14 protein-coding genes are annotated in these 16,223 nt (G+C 67.6%); 6 read left to right on the forward strand and 8 right to left on the reverse strand.

Annotated elements, in window-relative coordinates; genetic code table 11:
• The first annotated feature begins 14 nt into the window (after nt 1-14).
• Both ACIQCS_RS14815 and ACIQCS_RS14820 read left to right on the forward strand, forming a co-directional pair.
• The gene (locus ACIQCS_RS14815) at nt 15-2,390 is read left to right on the forward strand and encodes a TonB-dependent receptor (RefSeq protein WP_345849308.1); all 2,376 of its coding nucleotides are present in this window, start codon (nt 15-17) and stop codon (nt 2,388-2,390) included.
• Nucleotides 2,391-2,465: 75 nt separating this feature from the next.
• A complete protein-coding gene (locus ACIQCS_RS14820; RefSeq protein ID WP_401531223.1) occupies nt 2,466-3,728 on the forward strand; it encodes a spinster family MFS transporter in 1,263 nt (420 codons plus the stop codon).
• 147 nt (nt 3,729-3,875) lie between these two features.
• Here ACIQCS_RS14820 and ACIQCS_RS14825 read toward each other — a convergent pair whose 3' ends face one another.
• The 3 genes from ACIQCS_RS14825 to ACIQCS_RS14835 form a co-directional block, all read right to left on the reverse strand.
• Complete coding sequence (locus ACIQCS_RS14825; RefSeq protein WP_345849306.1) at nt 3,876-5,444, reverse strand: peptide chain release factor 3; 1,569 nt, start codon at nt 5,442-5,444, stop codon at nt 3,876-3,878.
• Nucleotides 5,445-5,525: 81 nt separating this feature from the next.
• The gene (locus ACIQCS_RS14830; protein ID WP_345849304.1) at nt 5,526-6,392 is read right to left on the reverse strand and encodes an aldose 1-epimerase family protein; all 867 of its coding nucleotides are present in this window, start codon (nt 6,390-6,392) and stop codon (nt 5,526-5,528) included.
• Nucleotides 6,389-7,123 carry an SDR family NAD(P)-dependent oxidoreductase gene (locus ACIQCS_RS14835; protein WP_345849302.1) on the reverse strand — a complete coding sequence of 245 codons (735 nt, stop codon included), beginning with the start codon at nt 7,121-7,123 and terminating at the stop codon, nt 6,389-6,391. The genes ACIQCS_RS14830 and ACIQCS_RS14835 overlap by 4 nt, the downstream gene beginning before the upstream one ends.
• An 82-nt stretch (nt 7,124-7,205) precedes the next feature.
• Between ACIQCS_RS14835 and ACIQCS_RS14840 the strand changes: the two genes are divergently transcribed.
• Nucleotides 7,206-7,721: a hypothetical protein gene (locus ACIQCS_RS14840; protein WP_345849300.1), complete on the forward strand. Its 516-nt coding sequence runs from the start codon at nt 7,206-7,208 to the stop codon at nt 7,719-7,721.
• A gap of 132 nt (nt 7,722-7,853) precedes the next feature.
• Here the strand turns inward: ACIQCS_RS14840 and pheT are convergent, their stop codons facing one another.
• From pheT to hisN, 5 genes are all read right to left on the reverse strand, one after another.
• Nucleotides 7,854-10,280: a phenylalanine--tRNA ligase subunit beta gene (gene pheT, locus ACIQCS_RS14845; protein WP_345849299.1), complete on the reverse strand. Its 2,427-nt coding sequence runs from the start codon at nt 10,278-10,280 to the stop codon at nt 7,854-7,856.
• Nucleotides 10,277-11,377 carry a phenylalanine--tRNA ligase subunit alpha gene (gene pheS / locus ACIQCS_RS14850; protein WP_280280723.1) on the reverse strand — a complete coding sequence of 367 codons (1,101 nt, stop codon included), beginning with the start codon at nt 11,375-11,377 and terminating at the stop codon, nt 10,277-10,279. Before pheS ends, pheT begins: the two co-directional genes overlap by 4 nt.
• 106 nt (nt 11,378-11,483) lie before the next feature.
• Complete coding sequence (gene rplT / locus ACIQCS_RS14855) at nt 11,484-11,849, reverse strand: 50S ribosomal protein L20 (protein ID WP_180146221.1); 366 nt, start codon at nt 11,847-11,849, stop codon at nt 11,484-11,486.
• 14 nt (nt 11,850-11,863) lie between these two features.
• Entirely contained in the window at nt 11,864-12,067 is a 204-nt protein-coding gene (gene rpmI / locus ACIQCS_RS14860; RefSeq protein ID WP_078103280.1) for a 50S ribosomal protein L35, read from the reverse strand.
• Between the two features lie 390 nt (nt 12,068-12,457).
• Nucleotides 12,458-13,252: a histidinol-phosphatase gene (hisN, locus tag ACIQCS_RS14865; protein WP_345849294.1), complete on the reverse strand. Its 795-nt coding sequence runs from the start codon at nt 13,250-13,252 to the stop codon at nt 12,458-12,460.
• 66 nt (nt 13,253-13,318) lie between these two features.
• On the opposite strand from hisN, the gene ACIQCS_RS14870 reads away from it, so the two are divergent.
• The 3 genes from ACIQCS_RS14870 to ACIQCS_RS14880 all read left to right on the forward strand — a co-directional run bounded on the left by ACIQCS_RS14870 (nt 13,319) and on the right by ACIQCS_RS14880 (nt 16,127).
• Nucleotides 13,319-14,383 carry a phospholipase A gene (locus tag ACIQCS_RS14870; RefSeq protein WP_345849292.1) on the forward strand — a complete coding sequence of 355 codons (1,065 nt, stop codon included), beginning with the start codon at nt 13,319-13,321 and terminating at the stop codon, nt 14,381-14,383.
• Between the two features lie 30 nt (nt 14,384-14,413).
• Entirely contained in the window at nt 14,414-14,959 is a 546-nt protein-coding gene (locus tag ACIQCS_RS14875) for a peroxiredoxin (RefSeq protein WP_345849291.1), read from the forward strand.
• Between the two features lie 148 nt (nt 14,960-15,107).
• A complete protein-coding gene (locus tag ACIQCS_RS14880; protein WP_345849290.1) occupies nt 15,108-16,127 on the forward strand; it encodes a GGDEF domain-containing protein in 1,020 nt (339 codons plus the stop codon).
• Nucleotides 16,128-16,223: the final 96 nt, after the last annotated feature.

The raw sequence follows: 16,223 nt of genomic DNA on the forward strand, positions 1-16,223 counted from the left end.
GGGAGGAAGTCTGGATGTCACGCCTGAATAGTGCCCGTTCGATTCTGTTCGCGGGCGCTGCCCTTGCGGCAATCGCCACCACGCCCGCATTCGCGCAGGAAGCCGCCGCGCCGGCCGCGCCCGAAGCGCAGGATAGCGCACTCGCCGACACGGGCGAAATCATCGTCACCGCCCGCCGCCGCGAGGAGAAGCTGCTCGACGTGCCGACCGCGGTCACCGCGCTCACTGCCGCCCAGCTCGATCAGGCCGGCGCGATCGACCTCACCGACCTGCAGATCGCCTCGCCCAACACCACGCTGAAGGATGCGCGCGGCACCAACTCGACGCTTGCCGCCTTCATCCGCGGCGTCGGCCAGCAGGATCCGGTGCCGGGCTTCGAGGCCGGTATCGGCATCTATCTCGACGACGTCTATCTGAACCGCCCGCAGGCGGCGGTGCTCGACATCTACGACGTCGAGCGGATCGAAGTGCTGCGCGGGCCGCAGGGCACGCTCTATGGCCGCAACACCATCGGCGGCGCGATCAAATATGTCACCAAGAAGCTCGAGGATCGTCCGACGATGACGGTCAAGGGCAATTACGGCTCGTACAACCAGGCCGATGTGATCGTCAGCGCCTCCACGCCGATCGGCTCGATGTTCAAGCTCGGTATCTCGGGCGCCCGCCTCACCCGCGACGGCTTCGGCAGGAACCGCTATCTCGGGATCGACAATTACAACAAGAATGTCTGGGCCGGCCGCGCCACGCTGGAGTTCGAGACGCCCGACGAAAAGATGTCGGTGCGGATCACCGGCGACTATACCCATGACAAGTCGAACGCCCGCAACGGCCATCGCCTGATCCCGGGCCTGCTCACCGGCTCGCCGGTGCTGAGCAACGTCTTCGACACCAATGCCGGGCTCAAGAGCCCGAAGAACGACGTCCAGGCGGGCGGCATCTCGATGACGGTCAATGCCGAGGTCAGCGAGCTGATCACGCTGCGCAGCATCAGCGCCTATCGCGAGGACACTTCGTACACGCCGATCGACTTCGATTCGACGCCTTCGGTCGATGTCGACGTGCCGGCCTATTACAAGAACAACCAGACCAGCCAGGAATTCCAGGCGCTGATCCATGGCGGCAAGCTCAACGGCATCCTGGGCTTCTACTATCTGGGCGCCAAGGCGACGACCGGCTTCGGCGTGCTGCTGTCGACCACCCTGCCCGGGTTCAACGCCTATACCGCCGGCGACGTGCGGACCGAGACCAGCTCGATCTATGGCGACTTCACCTTCGACTTCACGCCGCAGCTGAGCCTGACGCTCGGCGGCCGCTACACCTGGGATCAGCGCCGCAGCTATGTCTTCAAGGCGAGCTATTTCGGCCTGACCCCGGACTTTGGCGGCACGCCGATCCCGGCCGGGGCGCCGTCCACCGATTTCCGCGGCACCGCCAATTTCAAGCGCTTCACCCCGCGCGCGACGCTGAGCTTCAAGCCGAGCGCGGACCATATGGTCTATGCGTCCTATTCGGAAGGCTTCAAGGGCGGCGGCTTCGATCCGCGCGGCTCGGGTACTTCGGCGCCGATCAGCAACCCGGCGGCGGGCCGCACCTATCAGGACATCTACAATTACCTCTCCTTCGATCCCGAGACGGTGAAGAGCTATGAGATCGGCTGGAAGGGCGCCGCGTTCGATCGCCGCCTGAACTGGTCGCTCGCCGGCTTCTATTCGGACTATTCGAACGTCCAGATCCCGGGCTCGGTCGGCTGCATCATCAACAACGTCCAGAGCTTCTGCGGCATCACCACCAATGCCGCCAAGGCCGACATCAAGGGCGTGGAGCTCGAGACCAACGCCGTGCTGGCGCGCGGCTTTGCCGGCCCGGGCTCGAGCGTCTTCTTCAACGGTGCGCTCGGCTATATCGATGCCAAGTACAAGCGTTTCATCGGGCCGACCGGCGTCGACGTGGCCAATGTCCGCGTGTTCCAGAACACGCCGGACTGGACGCTGGCGGGCACGCTCGGCGCCGCGCTGCCGATCGGCAGCGGCGACCTCAACGCCACCACCACCGTGTCGTATCGCAGCCTGACCCATCAGTTCGAGACGGCCAGCCCGTTCCTCGACCAGCCGGGCTACACGCTGCTCGATGCGCACCTGGTCTATAATTTCGGCGGCGGCCGCTATTCGATCGGCATCCACGGCAAGAACCTGACCAACGTGCACTACAAGACCGCCGGCTATCAGTACATCAAGACCAACATCGCCGGGCAGCCGCTCGACGCGACCATACCGGGCAACGTCATCACCAACGGCACCGGCTATGTGCCGACGCTGGGCAAGGAAGGCGTGGCGACGGCCTTTTACGGCAATCCGCGGCAGATCTTCGGCTCGTTCAGCGTCAAGTTCTGAGCCCCGCGCGATCCGTGAACCCAATGAGCCGGGCGTCCCATTGACGTCCGGCTCTTTTCTTGCCGAGATGCTGTCATGAACGCTCCCGCTTCAAACCCCGCGAGCCGCCCCGGCTATCCCGGCGTCGTGCTGGCGATGCTCCTGCTCGTCTACACCTTCAACTTCCTCGACCGGCAGATACTGGGCATCCTGGCCAAGCCGATCATGGAGGACCTGCACCTCACCAAGGTTCAGTTCAGCGCGATCGGCGGCGTGGCCTTCGCGGTGCTCTATTCGGTGCTCGGCGTGCCGCTCGCCTATCTCGCCGACCGGACCAGCCGGTCGGGCGTGATCGCCGGCGCGCTGGCGGTGTGGAGCCTGTTCACCGGGCTGTGCGGCGTCGCCACCGGCTATTGGCAGCTCTTCCTGTTCCGTCTCGGCGTCGGCGTCGGCGAGGCGGGCGGCGTCGCGCCTTCCTATGCGCTGATCGCCGATTATTTCCCGCCCGAGCGCCGTGCCCGCGCGCTTGCCATCTATTCGCTCGGCATCCCGATCGGCCTGGCGCTCGGCACCGTGCTCGGCGCCTATATCGCCGCCTGGGTGAACTGGCGCGCGGCGTTCATCACCATGGGTGTGCTCGGGCTGGTGATCGCGCCGGTCTTCCGCTGGGTGGTTCGCGACATACCGCGGCCGCCCGTCCAGGAAGGTACGGCCACGCCGATCAGCGCGGTGTTCGGCATCCTGGCGCGGAAGCCGGCATTCTGGCTGCTTGCCCTTGGCGCCTCGTGCAGCTCGCTGTGCGGCTATGGCCTGGCGCTGTGGACGCCGACCGTGCTGATGGGGAATTTCGGGTTCGGCCTGGTGGCCACCGGCCAGTTCATGGCCTCGGTGCTGCTGATCGGCGGCATCGCCGGCGTGTTCGCGGGCGGCTGGTTCGCCGACCGGCTCGGCAAGGCCGACCGTGCCTGGTACGCCCGGCTGCCCGCCATCGCCTGGCTGATCACCGCACCCACGTTCGCGATCGGCTTGCTCACGCCCAATCCCTGGGTGGCCTGGCCGCTGCTGCTGATCCCCAACGGGCTCAACATCCTGTGGCTGGGCCCGGTGACCACCGCCGTGCAGCACATGGTGCCGCAGCACATGCGCGCCACCGCCTCGGGCAGTTTCCTGATGATCAACAACCTGATCGGCATGGGGGCCGGCCCGACGCTGATGGCATTCCTCTCGGAGGAGCTGAAGTCGAGCTACGGCGCCGAGGCGCTGCGCTATGGCGCGGTGTTCTGCCTGGGCTTCTATGTAATTGCCGGCATTCTGGCGCTGCTGGCCGCCCGTCACGTGCGCAAGGGCTGGGTCGACTGAGGCAACCTAGGTAGTTTTCCGACTCGGCGGATTCCTGAATCGCGCAAATTCCACATTTGCACGATCCTGCAAATGCGTTCCGAAAGGATGCCTTTCCGGGACGGCCGGGCGGGGATGGGACCGCCCGGCCACCCGTGACGCAGGCGATCAGCGCTCGCGCGTAGCCGCGAACTTCACCTTCGGATAGCGATCGGCGACATAGCCGACTTCCCAGTTCGACTTGGCCATGAACACCGGGTTGCCGTCGCGGTCCTTGGCCATGGCGCCGCGGTTGAGCGCGACGAAGTCGGCCAGGTCCTTGGGATCCTCGGCCGAGATCCAGCGCGCGGTCTCGAACGGCGCGACTTCCAGCCCGGCCGCCACCTTGTATTCGGCCTCGAGCCGGCTGATCAGCACGTCCAGCTGCAGCTGCCCCACCACGCCGATCACCCAGTTCGAGCCGATCTCGGGATAGAAGACCTGAGTCACGCCTTCCTCGGCCATGTCGTCCAGCGCCTTGCGCAGCTGCTTGGTCTTGGTCGGATCCTTGAGCACCACGCGGCGCAGGATCTCCGGCGCGAAATTGGGCAGGCCGGTGAAGCGCACATCGGCCTTTTCGGAAAGCGTGTCGCCGACGCGCAGCACGCCGTGATTGGGGATGCCGATGATGTCGCCGGGGAACGCCTCGTCGGCCAGCTCGCGCTCGCGGGCGAAGAACAGGATCGGCGAGTGGATCGCGATCGCCTTGCCATGCCCGGTCGGCGTCAGCTTCATGCCGCGCTTGAAGGTGCCCGAGACGAGCCGCATGAACGCGATGCGGTCGCGGTGATTGGGGTCCATATTGGCCTGGACCTTGAACACGAAGCCGGTGACCTGCCCGGCATCGGGCGAGACCGGCGCGGGCTCGGCGGGTAGGGCGTGCGGCGGCGGCGCATGGGTGGCGATCGCGTCGATCAGCGAATCGACGCCGAACTCCTTGAGCGCCGAGCCGAAATAGACTGGGGTCAGGTCGCCATGCCGATAGGCCTCGGCATCGAATGCCGGATAGCCGGCCTGGGCCAGCTCGACATCCTCGCGCAGCCGGGCGAGATTCTCGGCCGAGAGGATCGCGTCGAGCTGCGGATCGTCGAGACCCGAGGTCTGCACCACCTTGCCATGGAATTCGCGGCTCTCGCCCTCGGGCAGCAACAGCCGGTTGGTGGCGAGGTCGAAAATGCCCTCGAAGGTGCCGCCCATGCCCACCGGCCAGGTCATCGGGCACACGTCGAGCGCGAGCAGGTCGGCGATCTCGTCCAGCGTCTCGAACACGTGGCGCCCCTCGCGGTCGACCTTGTTGACGAAGGTGATGATCGGCACGTTGCGCAGGCGGCAGACTTCGAACAGCTTCCGGGTCTGGCTTTCGATGCCCTTGGCGACGTCGATCACCATCACCGCCGAATCGACCGCGGTGAGCGTGCGATAGGTATCTTCCGAGAAATCCTCGTGGCCTGGCGTGTCGAGCAGGTTGAAGGTGATGCCGCCCCGCTCGAAGGTCATCACCGAGCTGGTGACCGAGATGCCGCGCTGCTGCTCGATCTTCATCCAGTCCGAGCGGGCGCGCCGGGCGGCGCCGCGCGCCTTCACTTCGCCGGCAAGGTGAATCGCGCCACCGAACAGCAGCAGCTTTTCGGTGAGCGTGGTCTTGCCCGCGTCGGGGTGCGAGATGATGGCGAAGGTACGGCGATCGGAAACTGGCATGGTGGCGCGCGCTTTAGAGCATCGCAGCGAAAAGTGGGAACCGGTTTTCGCGTCTGCGATGCGCCGGCAGGAAGAAGCGAGTCAACCGGCCAGCGTCACCCGCATCGTGAAGGTCTTCGATTCGCCCGGCGCATAGCGCTGCATCAGCGGCTTGTCCCAGATCTCGCCGGTGAAGCCATGGGGATCGGCGATGCCGTGCCAAGGTTCGATGCACAGATAGCGCGCGCCCGGCTTCATCCACAGGCCCAGCGCCGGCGTGTCGGGGAAATCGCAGACCAGCTGCGGCCCGCCCTCGGCGCCATAGGCGAGCGACTGGCTGCGTACCGGATTCCACACCAGCGCGTCGCGCTCGAACAATTCGTCGTGCAGCGCGAGCACGCGCCCTTCGACCGGGCTTTCCCAGCCGGCGGCATCCATCCAGCCGCCCTTGACGATCGCCGCCAGTTCGCCCGGCTCGTCCTCGGCGAACGTGATCCGGTGCGCTTCCTTCGCCGCGCCATAGGGGAGCGGCCAGGCAAGGGCGGGGTGGAAGCCGAAGCTCGCCGGCATGTCGACATCGCCCCTATTGGTGACGGTGACGTCCATCGCGAGCGTGGCGCCCTGCAGCGAGAAGGCCGCGTCGAGCGCGAAGGCGAAGGGATAGACGGCGCGCGTCTCGGGATTGTCGACCAGCCGCAGCACCGCCCGGTCCGGCGCCTGGTCGATCAGCGCGAAGGTCTGGCGCCGCGCGAAGCCGTGCTGGGGCAGCGCATATTCCCTGCCGTCCAGCCGGTATCTGTCGTCCATCAGCCGCCCGACGATCGGGAAGAGCAGCGGCGCCCGTCCGGTCCAGAAGGCGGGATCGGCATCGGTCATCAGCGCGCGGCCCCCGGCATCGCGCAGCGACCAGAGCTCCGCGCCCAGCGGGTTGACGGTGGCGGTGAGCGCCTCGGAGCCGATCTCGATCATGGCTCGCGGTGCACCGCGAAGCCCTGCCAGCTCTGGTTGACCGGCATCAGCTCGAGCGTATTGATGTTGAGATGCGGCGGCAGCGTCGCCACCCACAGGATCGTCTCGGCGATGTCCTCGCCGGTCATCGGGTCCACCCCGGCATAGAGCTTGTCCGACACGTCCTGGCTGCCGGTGCGCACCAGCGTGAACTCGGTCTCGACCATGCCCGGCTCGATCGAAGTGACGCGCACGCCCGTGCCGTGCAGGTCGGCGCGCAGGTCCAGGCTCAGCTGGCGGACGAACGCCTTGGTCGCCGCATAGACGTTGCCGCCGGGATAGGGATAGGTCGCCGCCACCGAGGAGAGGTTGATGATCGCGCCCTTGCGCGCGATCAGCATGGGCAGCAGCTTGTGGGTGATCGAGGCGAGCGCGGTGACGTTCGTGTCGATCATCGTCTTCCAGTTGGCGAGCGATGCCTGCTGCGCCGGCTCCAGGCCCAGCGCGAGCCCGGCATTGTTCACCAGCAGGTCGATGTCGCGAAAGCCCTGGGGCAGCCCGTCCAGCGCCGCATCGCGTGCCGCCTCGTCGCGAATGTCGAAGGCGAGCGTGCGGACATTGTCGCGCGCGAGCTTTTCCAGCCGATCCTCGCGCCGGCCGGTGGCGACGACGTTCCACCCCGCATCGGCAAAGGCATGGACGCATGCCTCGCCGATCCCCGCGGTGGCGCCGGTGATGAGTGCGGTGGGCATCGGGCTGCTCCTTGTCGATATCCTGCCGCGCCTATGGTCAATCCGCGCGACGGCTGCAATTGTCCGTGCGGGAGGGGCGGGCATGGAAGCGCTGAAAATCATCGGATTCGCGATATTCGCCGCGATTGCCTATGGCGTGCTCCACGATCAGGTGACCGCGCATCTCTGCGTCGAATATTTCACGATCGGGCATCCGCCGGTCTTCCCGACCAGTTCGCCCTTCCTGCTGGCGCTGGGCTGGGGCGTGGTCGCGACCTGGTGGGTCGGGCTGCCGCTTGGCATTGGACTTGCCGTGGCGGCGCGGGCGGGGCGCGCGCCCGGGCTGTCGCTTGCGCAGCTGCGCCGGCCGATCCTGTTGCTGATGCTCGGCTGCGGCCTGTTCGCGCTGCTGGCCGGGATCGCGGGCGCGGTCGGTGCCGCGATGGGCCGGGTCTGGCTTGTCGGCTGGCTCGCCGACGCGGTGCCGCCGGAAAGGCACGTCGCCTTCCTCGCCGACCTGTGGGCGCACAGCGCAAGCTATGCGGGCGGAGTGCTGGGCGGGCTGGGGTTGATGGTCTGGACGTGGCGCCGGCGGCGCACCGGTTTGAGCAGCCGGTGACCCTGAATTTGTCCGGCGTTATCTCCCTGGACAAGGCGCGCCGATCGCCGTCATCCCCAGGGCGGGGATGACGGAGGGGACGACCCGGTTGAAGCCCCTCCTTCTCCCGTCAGGGGAGCAGGAGGATGACGCTCAGCCCCGCAGCGCCGCGCCCAGCTTCGTCGCCGCGACGACCACCTTGTCGGCGATTGCCTTCAGCTCCTCGTCGGTGAAGCTCTTCTCGCCCGGCTGGAGCGTGACTTCGATGGCGAGGCTCTTCTGCCCTTCCGGCACGCCGGCCCCGGTGAACAGGTCGAACAGCCGGGCATCGACGATCGCCGCCTTGTCCGCCCCCTTCACGGCGCGGACGAGATCGCCCGCAGCCAGGGCGTCCGGCACCAGGAAGGCGAAGTCGCGGGTCACGGCCTGGAGCGCGGGCGGCGTATAGGCCGTGCGCATGAAGCCGCTCCCGCCGCGCTTGGCGGGCAGCGCATCGAGATACAGCTCGACCGCGGCGACATCGCCGTCGAGGTCGAACGCCTTGAGCACGCTTGGGTGGACCATGCCGAACGCGGCCAGCACCGTCTTGGGCCCAAGCCGCAGCGTCGCCGACTGGCCAGGATGCCAGACTTCGCCGGCTTCACCCATCACCTGCAGGTTCGCCACCGGCGCGCCGGCCGCCTCGAGCAGCGCCAGCGCCTCGGCCTTGGCATCGAACGCCGTGAAGGGCTGCGCCTTGCCGCCCTGCCAGCCGCGCGGGCTCTTCGCACCGGCGAGCAGCATGCCCAGCGTCACGCGTTCATCGAGATTCTTGGCGCCATCGGCGAGATAGCGCCGGCCCAGCTCGAACAGGCGCACCGAAGCCGCCCCGCGCTTGAGGTTGCGCTCCGCCGCGCCGAGCAGGCCGGGCAGCAGCGACGGGCGCATCACCTTCATGTCCTCGCTGATCGGGTTGGCCAGCGTCCAGGCGCCACCGCCGAACGGCGCCGCCTGGCCTTCCGAGACGAAGCTCCAGGTCACCGCTTCGTTCAGCCCGCGCGCCGCGGCGGTCCGCCGCAGCCTGCGCTCGAGCTTCTGCTCGGGCGTCGCCGTCGGCCTGGCCACGCCCGGCACGCGCGAGAGCGGCGTCGAGGGAACATGGTCGATGCCCTCGATGCGGATCACTTCCTCGACCAGGTCGGCCGGCCCGTCCACGTCGCGGCGCCAGCTCGGCGCGGTGACGCGCAGCGCGTCGAACCCGGCTTCCAGCTCCACCGGATCGCCATTGCCGTCGAGCGGCTGGACGGTGAAGCCCAGGCTCTCCAGGATCGCGACCTGGCGCGCCGCCGGCACGGCGAGGCCGCCCAGCGTCTCGGCGAGCTTCGGATCATAGCCGGTGGTCACGCCCACCCTCGGCAGCGTGCCGGCGCGCGTGACCTCGCTCGCCTTGCCGCCGCACAGCTGGATCACCAGCCGCGTCGCGATCGCGATGCCGTCCTCGAGGAACTGCGGATCGACACCGCGCTCGAAGCGCGCGCGCGCGTCGCTGGTCAGGTTCAGCTTCTGGCCGGCGCGGGCGATATGGTCCGGATCGAAGAACGCGCATTCGATCACGACGTCGGTGGTGGCGTCGGACACGCCGGTGTCCTCGCCGCCCATGATGCCGCCGATATCGTGCACGCCGTTCGCGTCGGCGATCACGGTGATGGTCTCGTCGAGCGTGTAGGTCTTCTCGTTGAGCGCCAGCACCTGCTCGCCGGCCCTGGCCTTGCGCACCGTCAGCGCGCCCGAGAGCTTCGCCTTGTCATAGACGTGGAGCGGGCGGCCGAGATCGATCATCACATAATTGGTGATGTCGACCAGGGCCGAGATCGGCCGCTGCCCGATCGCCTTGAGCCGGCGTTGCATCCAGGCGGGCGAGGCGCCGTTGGTCACGCCGCTCACCGTCTGGCCGTAATAGGCCGGGCACCCCTCGGGCGCCTCGATCTTCACCTCCGGGCCCGCGCCTTCGCCCTGCACCGGCTCGGCATCGAGCGGCTTGAGCGTGCCGACGCCCGCCGCGGCGAGGTCGCGCGCGATGCCGCGCACGCCCATGCAATCCTGGCGGTTCGGCGTGATCGAGATGTCGAACACCGGGTCGTTGAGATCGGCATAGTCGGCAAAGGCAGCGCCCACCGGCGCATCGGCCGGCAGCTCGATGATCCCGTCATGATCGTCGCCGAGCTCCAGCTCGCGCGTCGAGCACATCATGCCGTTCGATTCGACGCCGCGCACCGCCGCGACCTTGAGCGCCATGCCATTGGCCGGCACCACCGCGCCCGGCGTGCCCAGCACGCCGACCAGCCCGGCGCGCGCATTGGGGGCGCCGCAGACGACCTGCAGCACCTGCTCGCCGGTATCGACGGTCAGCACCTGCAGCTTGTCGGCCTGGGGATGCCGCTCCGCGGTCAGCACCCTGGCGACGCGGAAGCCGTTCAGCTTCTCGCCGGGATTCTCCACGCCCTCCACTTCGAGGCCGACACGGGTCAGCGCCTCCTCGATGTCGGTCAGCGAGGCAGTGGTATCGAGATGCTCCTTGAGCCAGCTCAGGGTGAACTTCATGCGCCCACTCCCCCGCTCAGCGTGGGCACGTCGAGCGCCGAGAAGCCGTAGTGCCTGAGCCAGCGCAGGTCGCCGTCGAAGAAGGCGCGCAAATCGTCCATCCCATATTTGAGCATCGCCAGCCGGTCGACGCCGGTGCCGAAGGCGAAGCCCTGCCATTCGTTCGGATCGAGCCCGCAGGCCTCGATCACCTTGCGGTGGACCATCCCGGAGCCGAGCACTTCCATCCAGCCGCCATTGTCCGACTTCCGCGGATCGCCGCCGATCACGCGCTTGCCGTTCTGCCAGGTGAAGCCGACATCGACTTCGGCCGAAGGCTCGGTGAACGGGAAATAGCTCGGGCGCAGCCGCAGCACGATGTCGTCGCGCTCGAAGAAGGCCTTGAGGAAGGTCTCCAGCGTCCACTTCAGATGGCCGAGCGTGATCCCCTTGTCGATCACCAGGCCCTCGATCTGGTGGAACATCGGCGTGTGCGTCGCGTCGCTGTCCGAGCGATAGACGCGGCCCGGCGCGATGATCCGGATCGGTGGCTTGTTCGCCACCATGGTGCGGATCTGCACCGGCGAAGTGTGGGTGCGCAGCAGATATTTCTGGCTGCCGTCCGCCTCGCGCGGGAAATAGAAGGTATCGTGCATCGCCCGTGCCGGATGAGTCTCGGGGATGTTGAGCGCGGTGAAATTGTGCCAGTCGTCCTCGATCTCCGGGCCGGTGGCGACGGAGAAGCCCAGATCGGCGAAGATCTCGGCCAGCTCGTCCATCACCTGGCTCACCGGATGCACGCTGCCCGCCGCCACGCCGTCCACCGGCAGGGTCATGTCGAGCGTCTCGTCGGCGAGGCGGGCGTCGAGCGCCGCCTTTTCCAGCGAGGCCTTGCGCGCGGCCAGTGCCTCGGTCACGGCCTCGCGCAGGCCATGGATGCGCGGGCCCTGTTCCTGGCGTTCCTCGGGGCTCATCCCGCCCAGGGTCTTGAGCAGGGCGGTGATCGCCCCCTGCTTGCCGAGTGCGTGCACGCGCACCGCTTCGAGCGGCTCGAGCCCCGCCGCGGCGTCGACCGCGCCGAGCAGGTCGGTGCGGAGCTGGTCCAGATCGGTCGTCATCAAATCCTCATTTGGTCGAGGGAGCCTCTAGCGGGGGCGGGGCCAAAGAAAAAGGGCGCCGGTGTTGCCACCGGCGCCCCATTTTCTCGTGCTCGCTCAGGCGCGCTCAGGCGGCCTGGGGCAGAGCCGCCTTCGCCTGCGCGATGATGGCGGTAAAGGCTTCGCCTTCGTGCATCGCGATATCGGCCAGGACCTTGCGGTCCAGCTCGATGCCGGCGAGCTTCAGCCCGTGCATGAACTGCGAATAGGTCAGGCCCTCGGCGCGGACGCCGGCGTTGATGCGCTGGATCCACAGACCACGGAAGGTCCGCTTCTTAACCTTGCGGTCGCGATAGGCGTACTGGCCGGCCTTCTCGACGGCCTGACGGGCGATGCGGATCGTGTTCTTGCGACGACCGCGATAGCCCTTCGCCTGCTCCAGGATGTTCTTGTGCTTGGCCTTGGTGGTTACACCACGCTTAACTCGTGCCATTTCTCAGGCCCTCCTTACTTCAGACCGTAGGGCGCCCATGCCTTGATGTGCGCGACATCGGCATCGGCGAGCACGGAGGTGCCGCGGTTCTGGCGGATATACTTGGCGTTGTGGCTGATCAGCCGGTGGCGCTTGCCGGCCACACCGTGCTTCACCTTGCCGGTGGCGGTGAGCTTGAAGCGCTTCTTCACGCCGCTCTTCGTCTTGAGCTTGGGCATTTTCGTCTCCTTGAGTTCGACGATTGCGGACACGCGCGGCAGCCCATTCAGCCGGCGCATCCCTACGATCGCGGAAAGCGGGCCCCCTAGCGCAAAGCCCGGACCGGCGCAACCCGAGTCGGAAATCGGCATAGGGCGGGGGCGAGGATGCCGTGCGGGTCGGGGATTCGGGTTCCTTCCCTGACAATATCTGCTGATTGAGTCGTGGCCCTCGCGCATCCCGTCGTTCGGGCGCAGCCGCACGGCTTGCAATATAGGATTTCGCCTGCTCCGTGTCGGCATATGCGCGTTTCCTTCTCCCTCGCCGTCCGCCAGGCCGCGCAAGGAGAAGTGCGGGAGGGAAGAACCGGCCCCCCGTGGCGTAAACTTCGTAAACTTTCGAGTCGCGGCTCAATGGCCGTGATCATGCCCCCGGCAGGCCAGCGCCTCGAGAATGTCGTCGATCCGCGCCGGATCGCCGGCGGCGATCACCTCGCCATTGCTCCCGGCGTGCAGGGGGTCGCCCTGCCAGTCGCACATCCGCCCGCCCGCGCCCTCGACGATGGGCACCAGCGCGGCGAAGTCATGCAGCTTCAGCCCCGCCTCGACGACGATGTCCATCCAGCCGCTCGCGACGCAGCCATAATTATAGCAGTCGCCGCCCAGCACCGTGCTCATCACCGCGCCGTCGAGATGCTCGAAGGCATGGAGCTGGTCGTCGCCGAACAGCGCGGGCGAAGTGGTGGCGAGGATCGCCTGGTCGAGGTCGCGGCAGCGGCGCGTCGTGGCCGGCACGCCGTTGAACAGGGTCGGCCGCCCCGCCACGCCCAGCCAGCGCTCCCGCGTCACCGGCTGGTCGAGGATGCCGAGCAGCGGCCAGCCATCCTCGATCAGCGCGATCAGCGTGCCGAAGATCGGGCGGCCGGCGATGAAGGCGCGCGTGCCGTCGATCGGATCGAGCACCCACAGGCGCCCGCTCGTTCCTTCGCGCGTGCCGAACTCCTCGCCCTGGATGCCGTCCATCGGGCGCTCGGCGACGATCAGCCGGCGCATCGCTTCCTCGGCGGCGCGATCGGCGAGGGTGACCGGGGACTGGTCGTCCTTGGCCTCGAGGCCGTGGGCGCCGCGGAAATAGGGGAGGATCGCCGCGCCCGCCGCATCGGCAAGGCGTTCGGCAAGGGCGATATCGGCTGCGGTCACGGGCATTCGACACGCCCTAGCCCCGAGATTTTGACTCGCCAAGGTCACAAAGCCCTGCCACTCAACCGGCCGATGCGCCGCCGCCTGCTGATTCCGATCGCGTTCCTCGCCGCCACGCCCGCCGCGGCCCAGGGCCTGCGCGCCGTGCCCGCCCAGCCCGCCTCGGAGGCGGAGGCGCTGCGCGGCGTCGAGGTTTTCCTGGTCAATGAGGGCGATCTGGCCGTCACCGATGCCGGCCCGCGCCAGATCGAGGTCACTGCGGTGGACGGCACGCGCCTGGTGCTCGAGCGCGCGCCCGGCCCGCTGCCCACCGTCGGGCCGCACGGCTTCGCCAAGGCGCGCTACGTGCCGGTGAGCGTGGCCGGCCGCGCGGTGCCGCCCACCGAACAGCACGCCGCCGCCGAGATCCCGCAGGGGGAGACGGTGGTGCAGAGCGCGACCGGCAGCTCGGCCGCCTTTGTCGACCGGTTCGAGGCGCACGAGCCGATCTATGGCGCGTTCGGCCTGAAGGATGCCGGCGGCAAGCTGCAGGTGAGCTTCGCCTTCCGCCCGTTCGGTGAGAAGGCGCCGCTCAAGCTCGGCAATTTGCGCTTCGCCTATACCCAGACGATGTTCTGGGCGCTGAACCGGCCTTCGGGGCCGTTCCGCTCGACCAATTACAGCCCCGAAGTCTATGCCGACATTCCCTTCGACGACACCACCAAGGTGGCGCTCGGCTATCGCCATGATTCGAACGGGCGCGGCGTGGCCGACTCGGTCGATCTCAACCGGGTGTTCCTGCGCGCCGAGAAGCGCTTCGACCTGGGCGGCGACTGGCATCTCGACGTCGCGCCCCAGGCCTGGTTCTATCTCGGCCGGCTTGGAACCGCGCCGGACGTGAAGGATTATTTCGGCTATACCAGCCTCACCGCCGCGATCGGCCAGCAGGACGGGTTGAAGCTTTCGCTCACCGGCCGCGGCAATTTCGAGACGGGCAAGGGCGCGGCCGAATTGTTCGTCTCCTATCCCCTGGCGCGGATTGCCAAGGGAGTTGGCTTCTATATCTTCGGCCAGGCCTTTACCGGCTATGGCGAGGCGCTGGACAATTATCGCCGGAACGACACCCATGCCCGGATCGGCATCGCGCTGACGCGCTAGCCGCCGGCAACGACATTCAGGAGGATCGCCATGCGCAAATTGCTGATCGCCGCCGCCGCCCTGTCGCTCGCCGTGCCGGCCGCCGCCGCGCTCAAACCCGGCCAGCTCGCTCCCGATTTCACCGCGCCGGGCGCGATGGCGGGCAAGCCCTTCACGGTCAACCTCAAGGCGGCGCTGAAGAAGGGGCCGGTCGTCCTCTATTTCTTCCCCGCCGCCTTTACCGAAGGCTGCAATGCCGAAGCGCATGCCTTTGCCGAGGCGCTGCCCGATTTCCAGAAGGTCGGCGCCAGCGTGATCGGGATGACCGCGGGCAATATCGACAAGCTCGAGGCGTTTTCGGCGGAGAAATGCGCCGGCAAGTTCGCCGTCGCGGCCGCCAGCCCGGAGATCGTCAAGGCCTATGACGTCCAGCTCACCCGGCCCGACGGCACTGCCACCAAGATCACCAGCCGGACCTCCTATGTGATCGCGCCGGACGGCAAGCTGCTCTTCGTCCATTCGGACATGAGCCCGGCGGGTCATATCCGGCTCTCGCTGGAAGCCGTCCAGAAATACCGGGCCGCGCACAGGCACTGATCTCCGGCATTGGTCTCCGGAGTCGATATTTTCACGAGTCCGCAAGCTTTGCTCACCGGTTATTAGCAGTTGGGGCCTAGTCTGCGCGGCGTGGCGGTGTTGCGGGTCGGTGCCGTCGGGACCAAATTTCTGGCGAGGAATTGAGGCGATGGTCGCGGCCAAGGCCGTTCGGGTGGCAAGCGGTTCCCAGGCCGCACGTAGCCTGTACGACCGCATCGGGGAATTTCTGATAGACCAGCGGCTGGATCCCGATCCGGCCAACTATGCTTTCGCCTATCAGCTCCTCGCCAACCCCGATGGTCCGCTCGCCCGGGCGGTGCACGCGCTGACCGATGGCGGCGTCCGCCTCACCCGGCGCGACATCGAGACGCTGGGTTGCGATGCGCAGCCCGTCGCCGGCATGCCCACCGCCACGCTCGAGAAGGCCCAGGGGCTGGTCGCCCAGACCCAGATGCAGGTCGAGGGCTTTCAGGACATGGTCACGGCCATGCGCGCCGAGACGAAGGATTTCGGCCGCGACCTCGCCGCCAGCGCCCAGGCGATGCGCAGCTCGGGCGGCGACGATATCGAGATCGGCCGCATCACCGCGACGATGCTCGAGCGGGTCCGCAACGCCGAGGAGCGGCTGGAGACTGCCAATCGCGAGGCCAGCGAGCTGCGCACCAAGCTGGAGGAAGCGCGCGACAATGCGCGCCGCGACCCGCTGACCGGCCTGCCCAATCGCCGCGCCTTCGAAGAGGCTTATGCCGCCCAGGCCTCGGCGGGCGCGCGGATCTGCATGGCCGTGTGCGACGTCGATCACTTCAAGTCGGTCAACGACCGGTTCGGCCATGTCGTCGGCGACCGGGTGCTCAAGGCGCTCGGCGAAGCGCTGTCCGACACCTGCAAGGGGCATCTCGTCGCGCGCTATGGCGGTGAGGAGTTCGTCGTCCTGTTCACCGGCCTCGAGCTGATGGCGGCGCGCGAGGTGCTCGACCGCGCCCGCCTCGCCGTCTCCGCCAAGCGCTATCGCCTGCGCGAGACCGACGCGCCGCTGGGCGAGATCACCTTCTCCGCCGGCCTCAGCCCGGCGGCCCAGGGCGAAGTGTTCGGCACCGTGTTCCACCGCGCCGACCAGCTTTGCTACGCCGCTAAGAATGGTGGCCGCAACTGCATCCGCGTCGACTGACCGGAATCGGACGGTTACTGTCCGCCTTTGATTGGGAAATTACACCATAGCTTGGCGTGAAATTTCCCAACTGCGCGTAACTTTCTTACTCGCCCT

It is taken from the genome of Sphingomonas sp. NPDC092440 (genome assembly GCF_044754985.1).
Taxonomy (GTDB): Bacteria; Pseudomonadota; Alphaproteobacteria; order Sphingomonadales; family Sphingomonadaceae; genus Sphingomonas.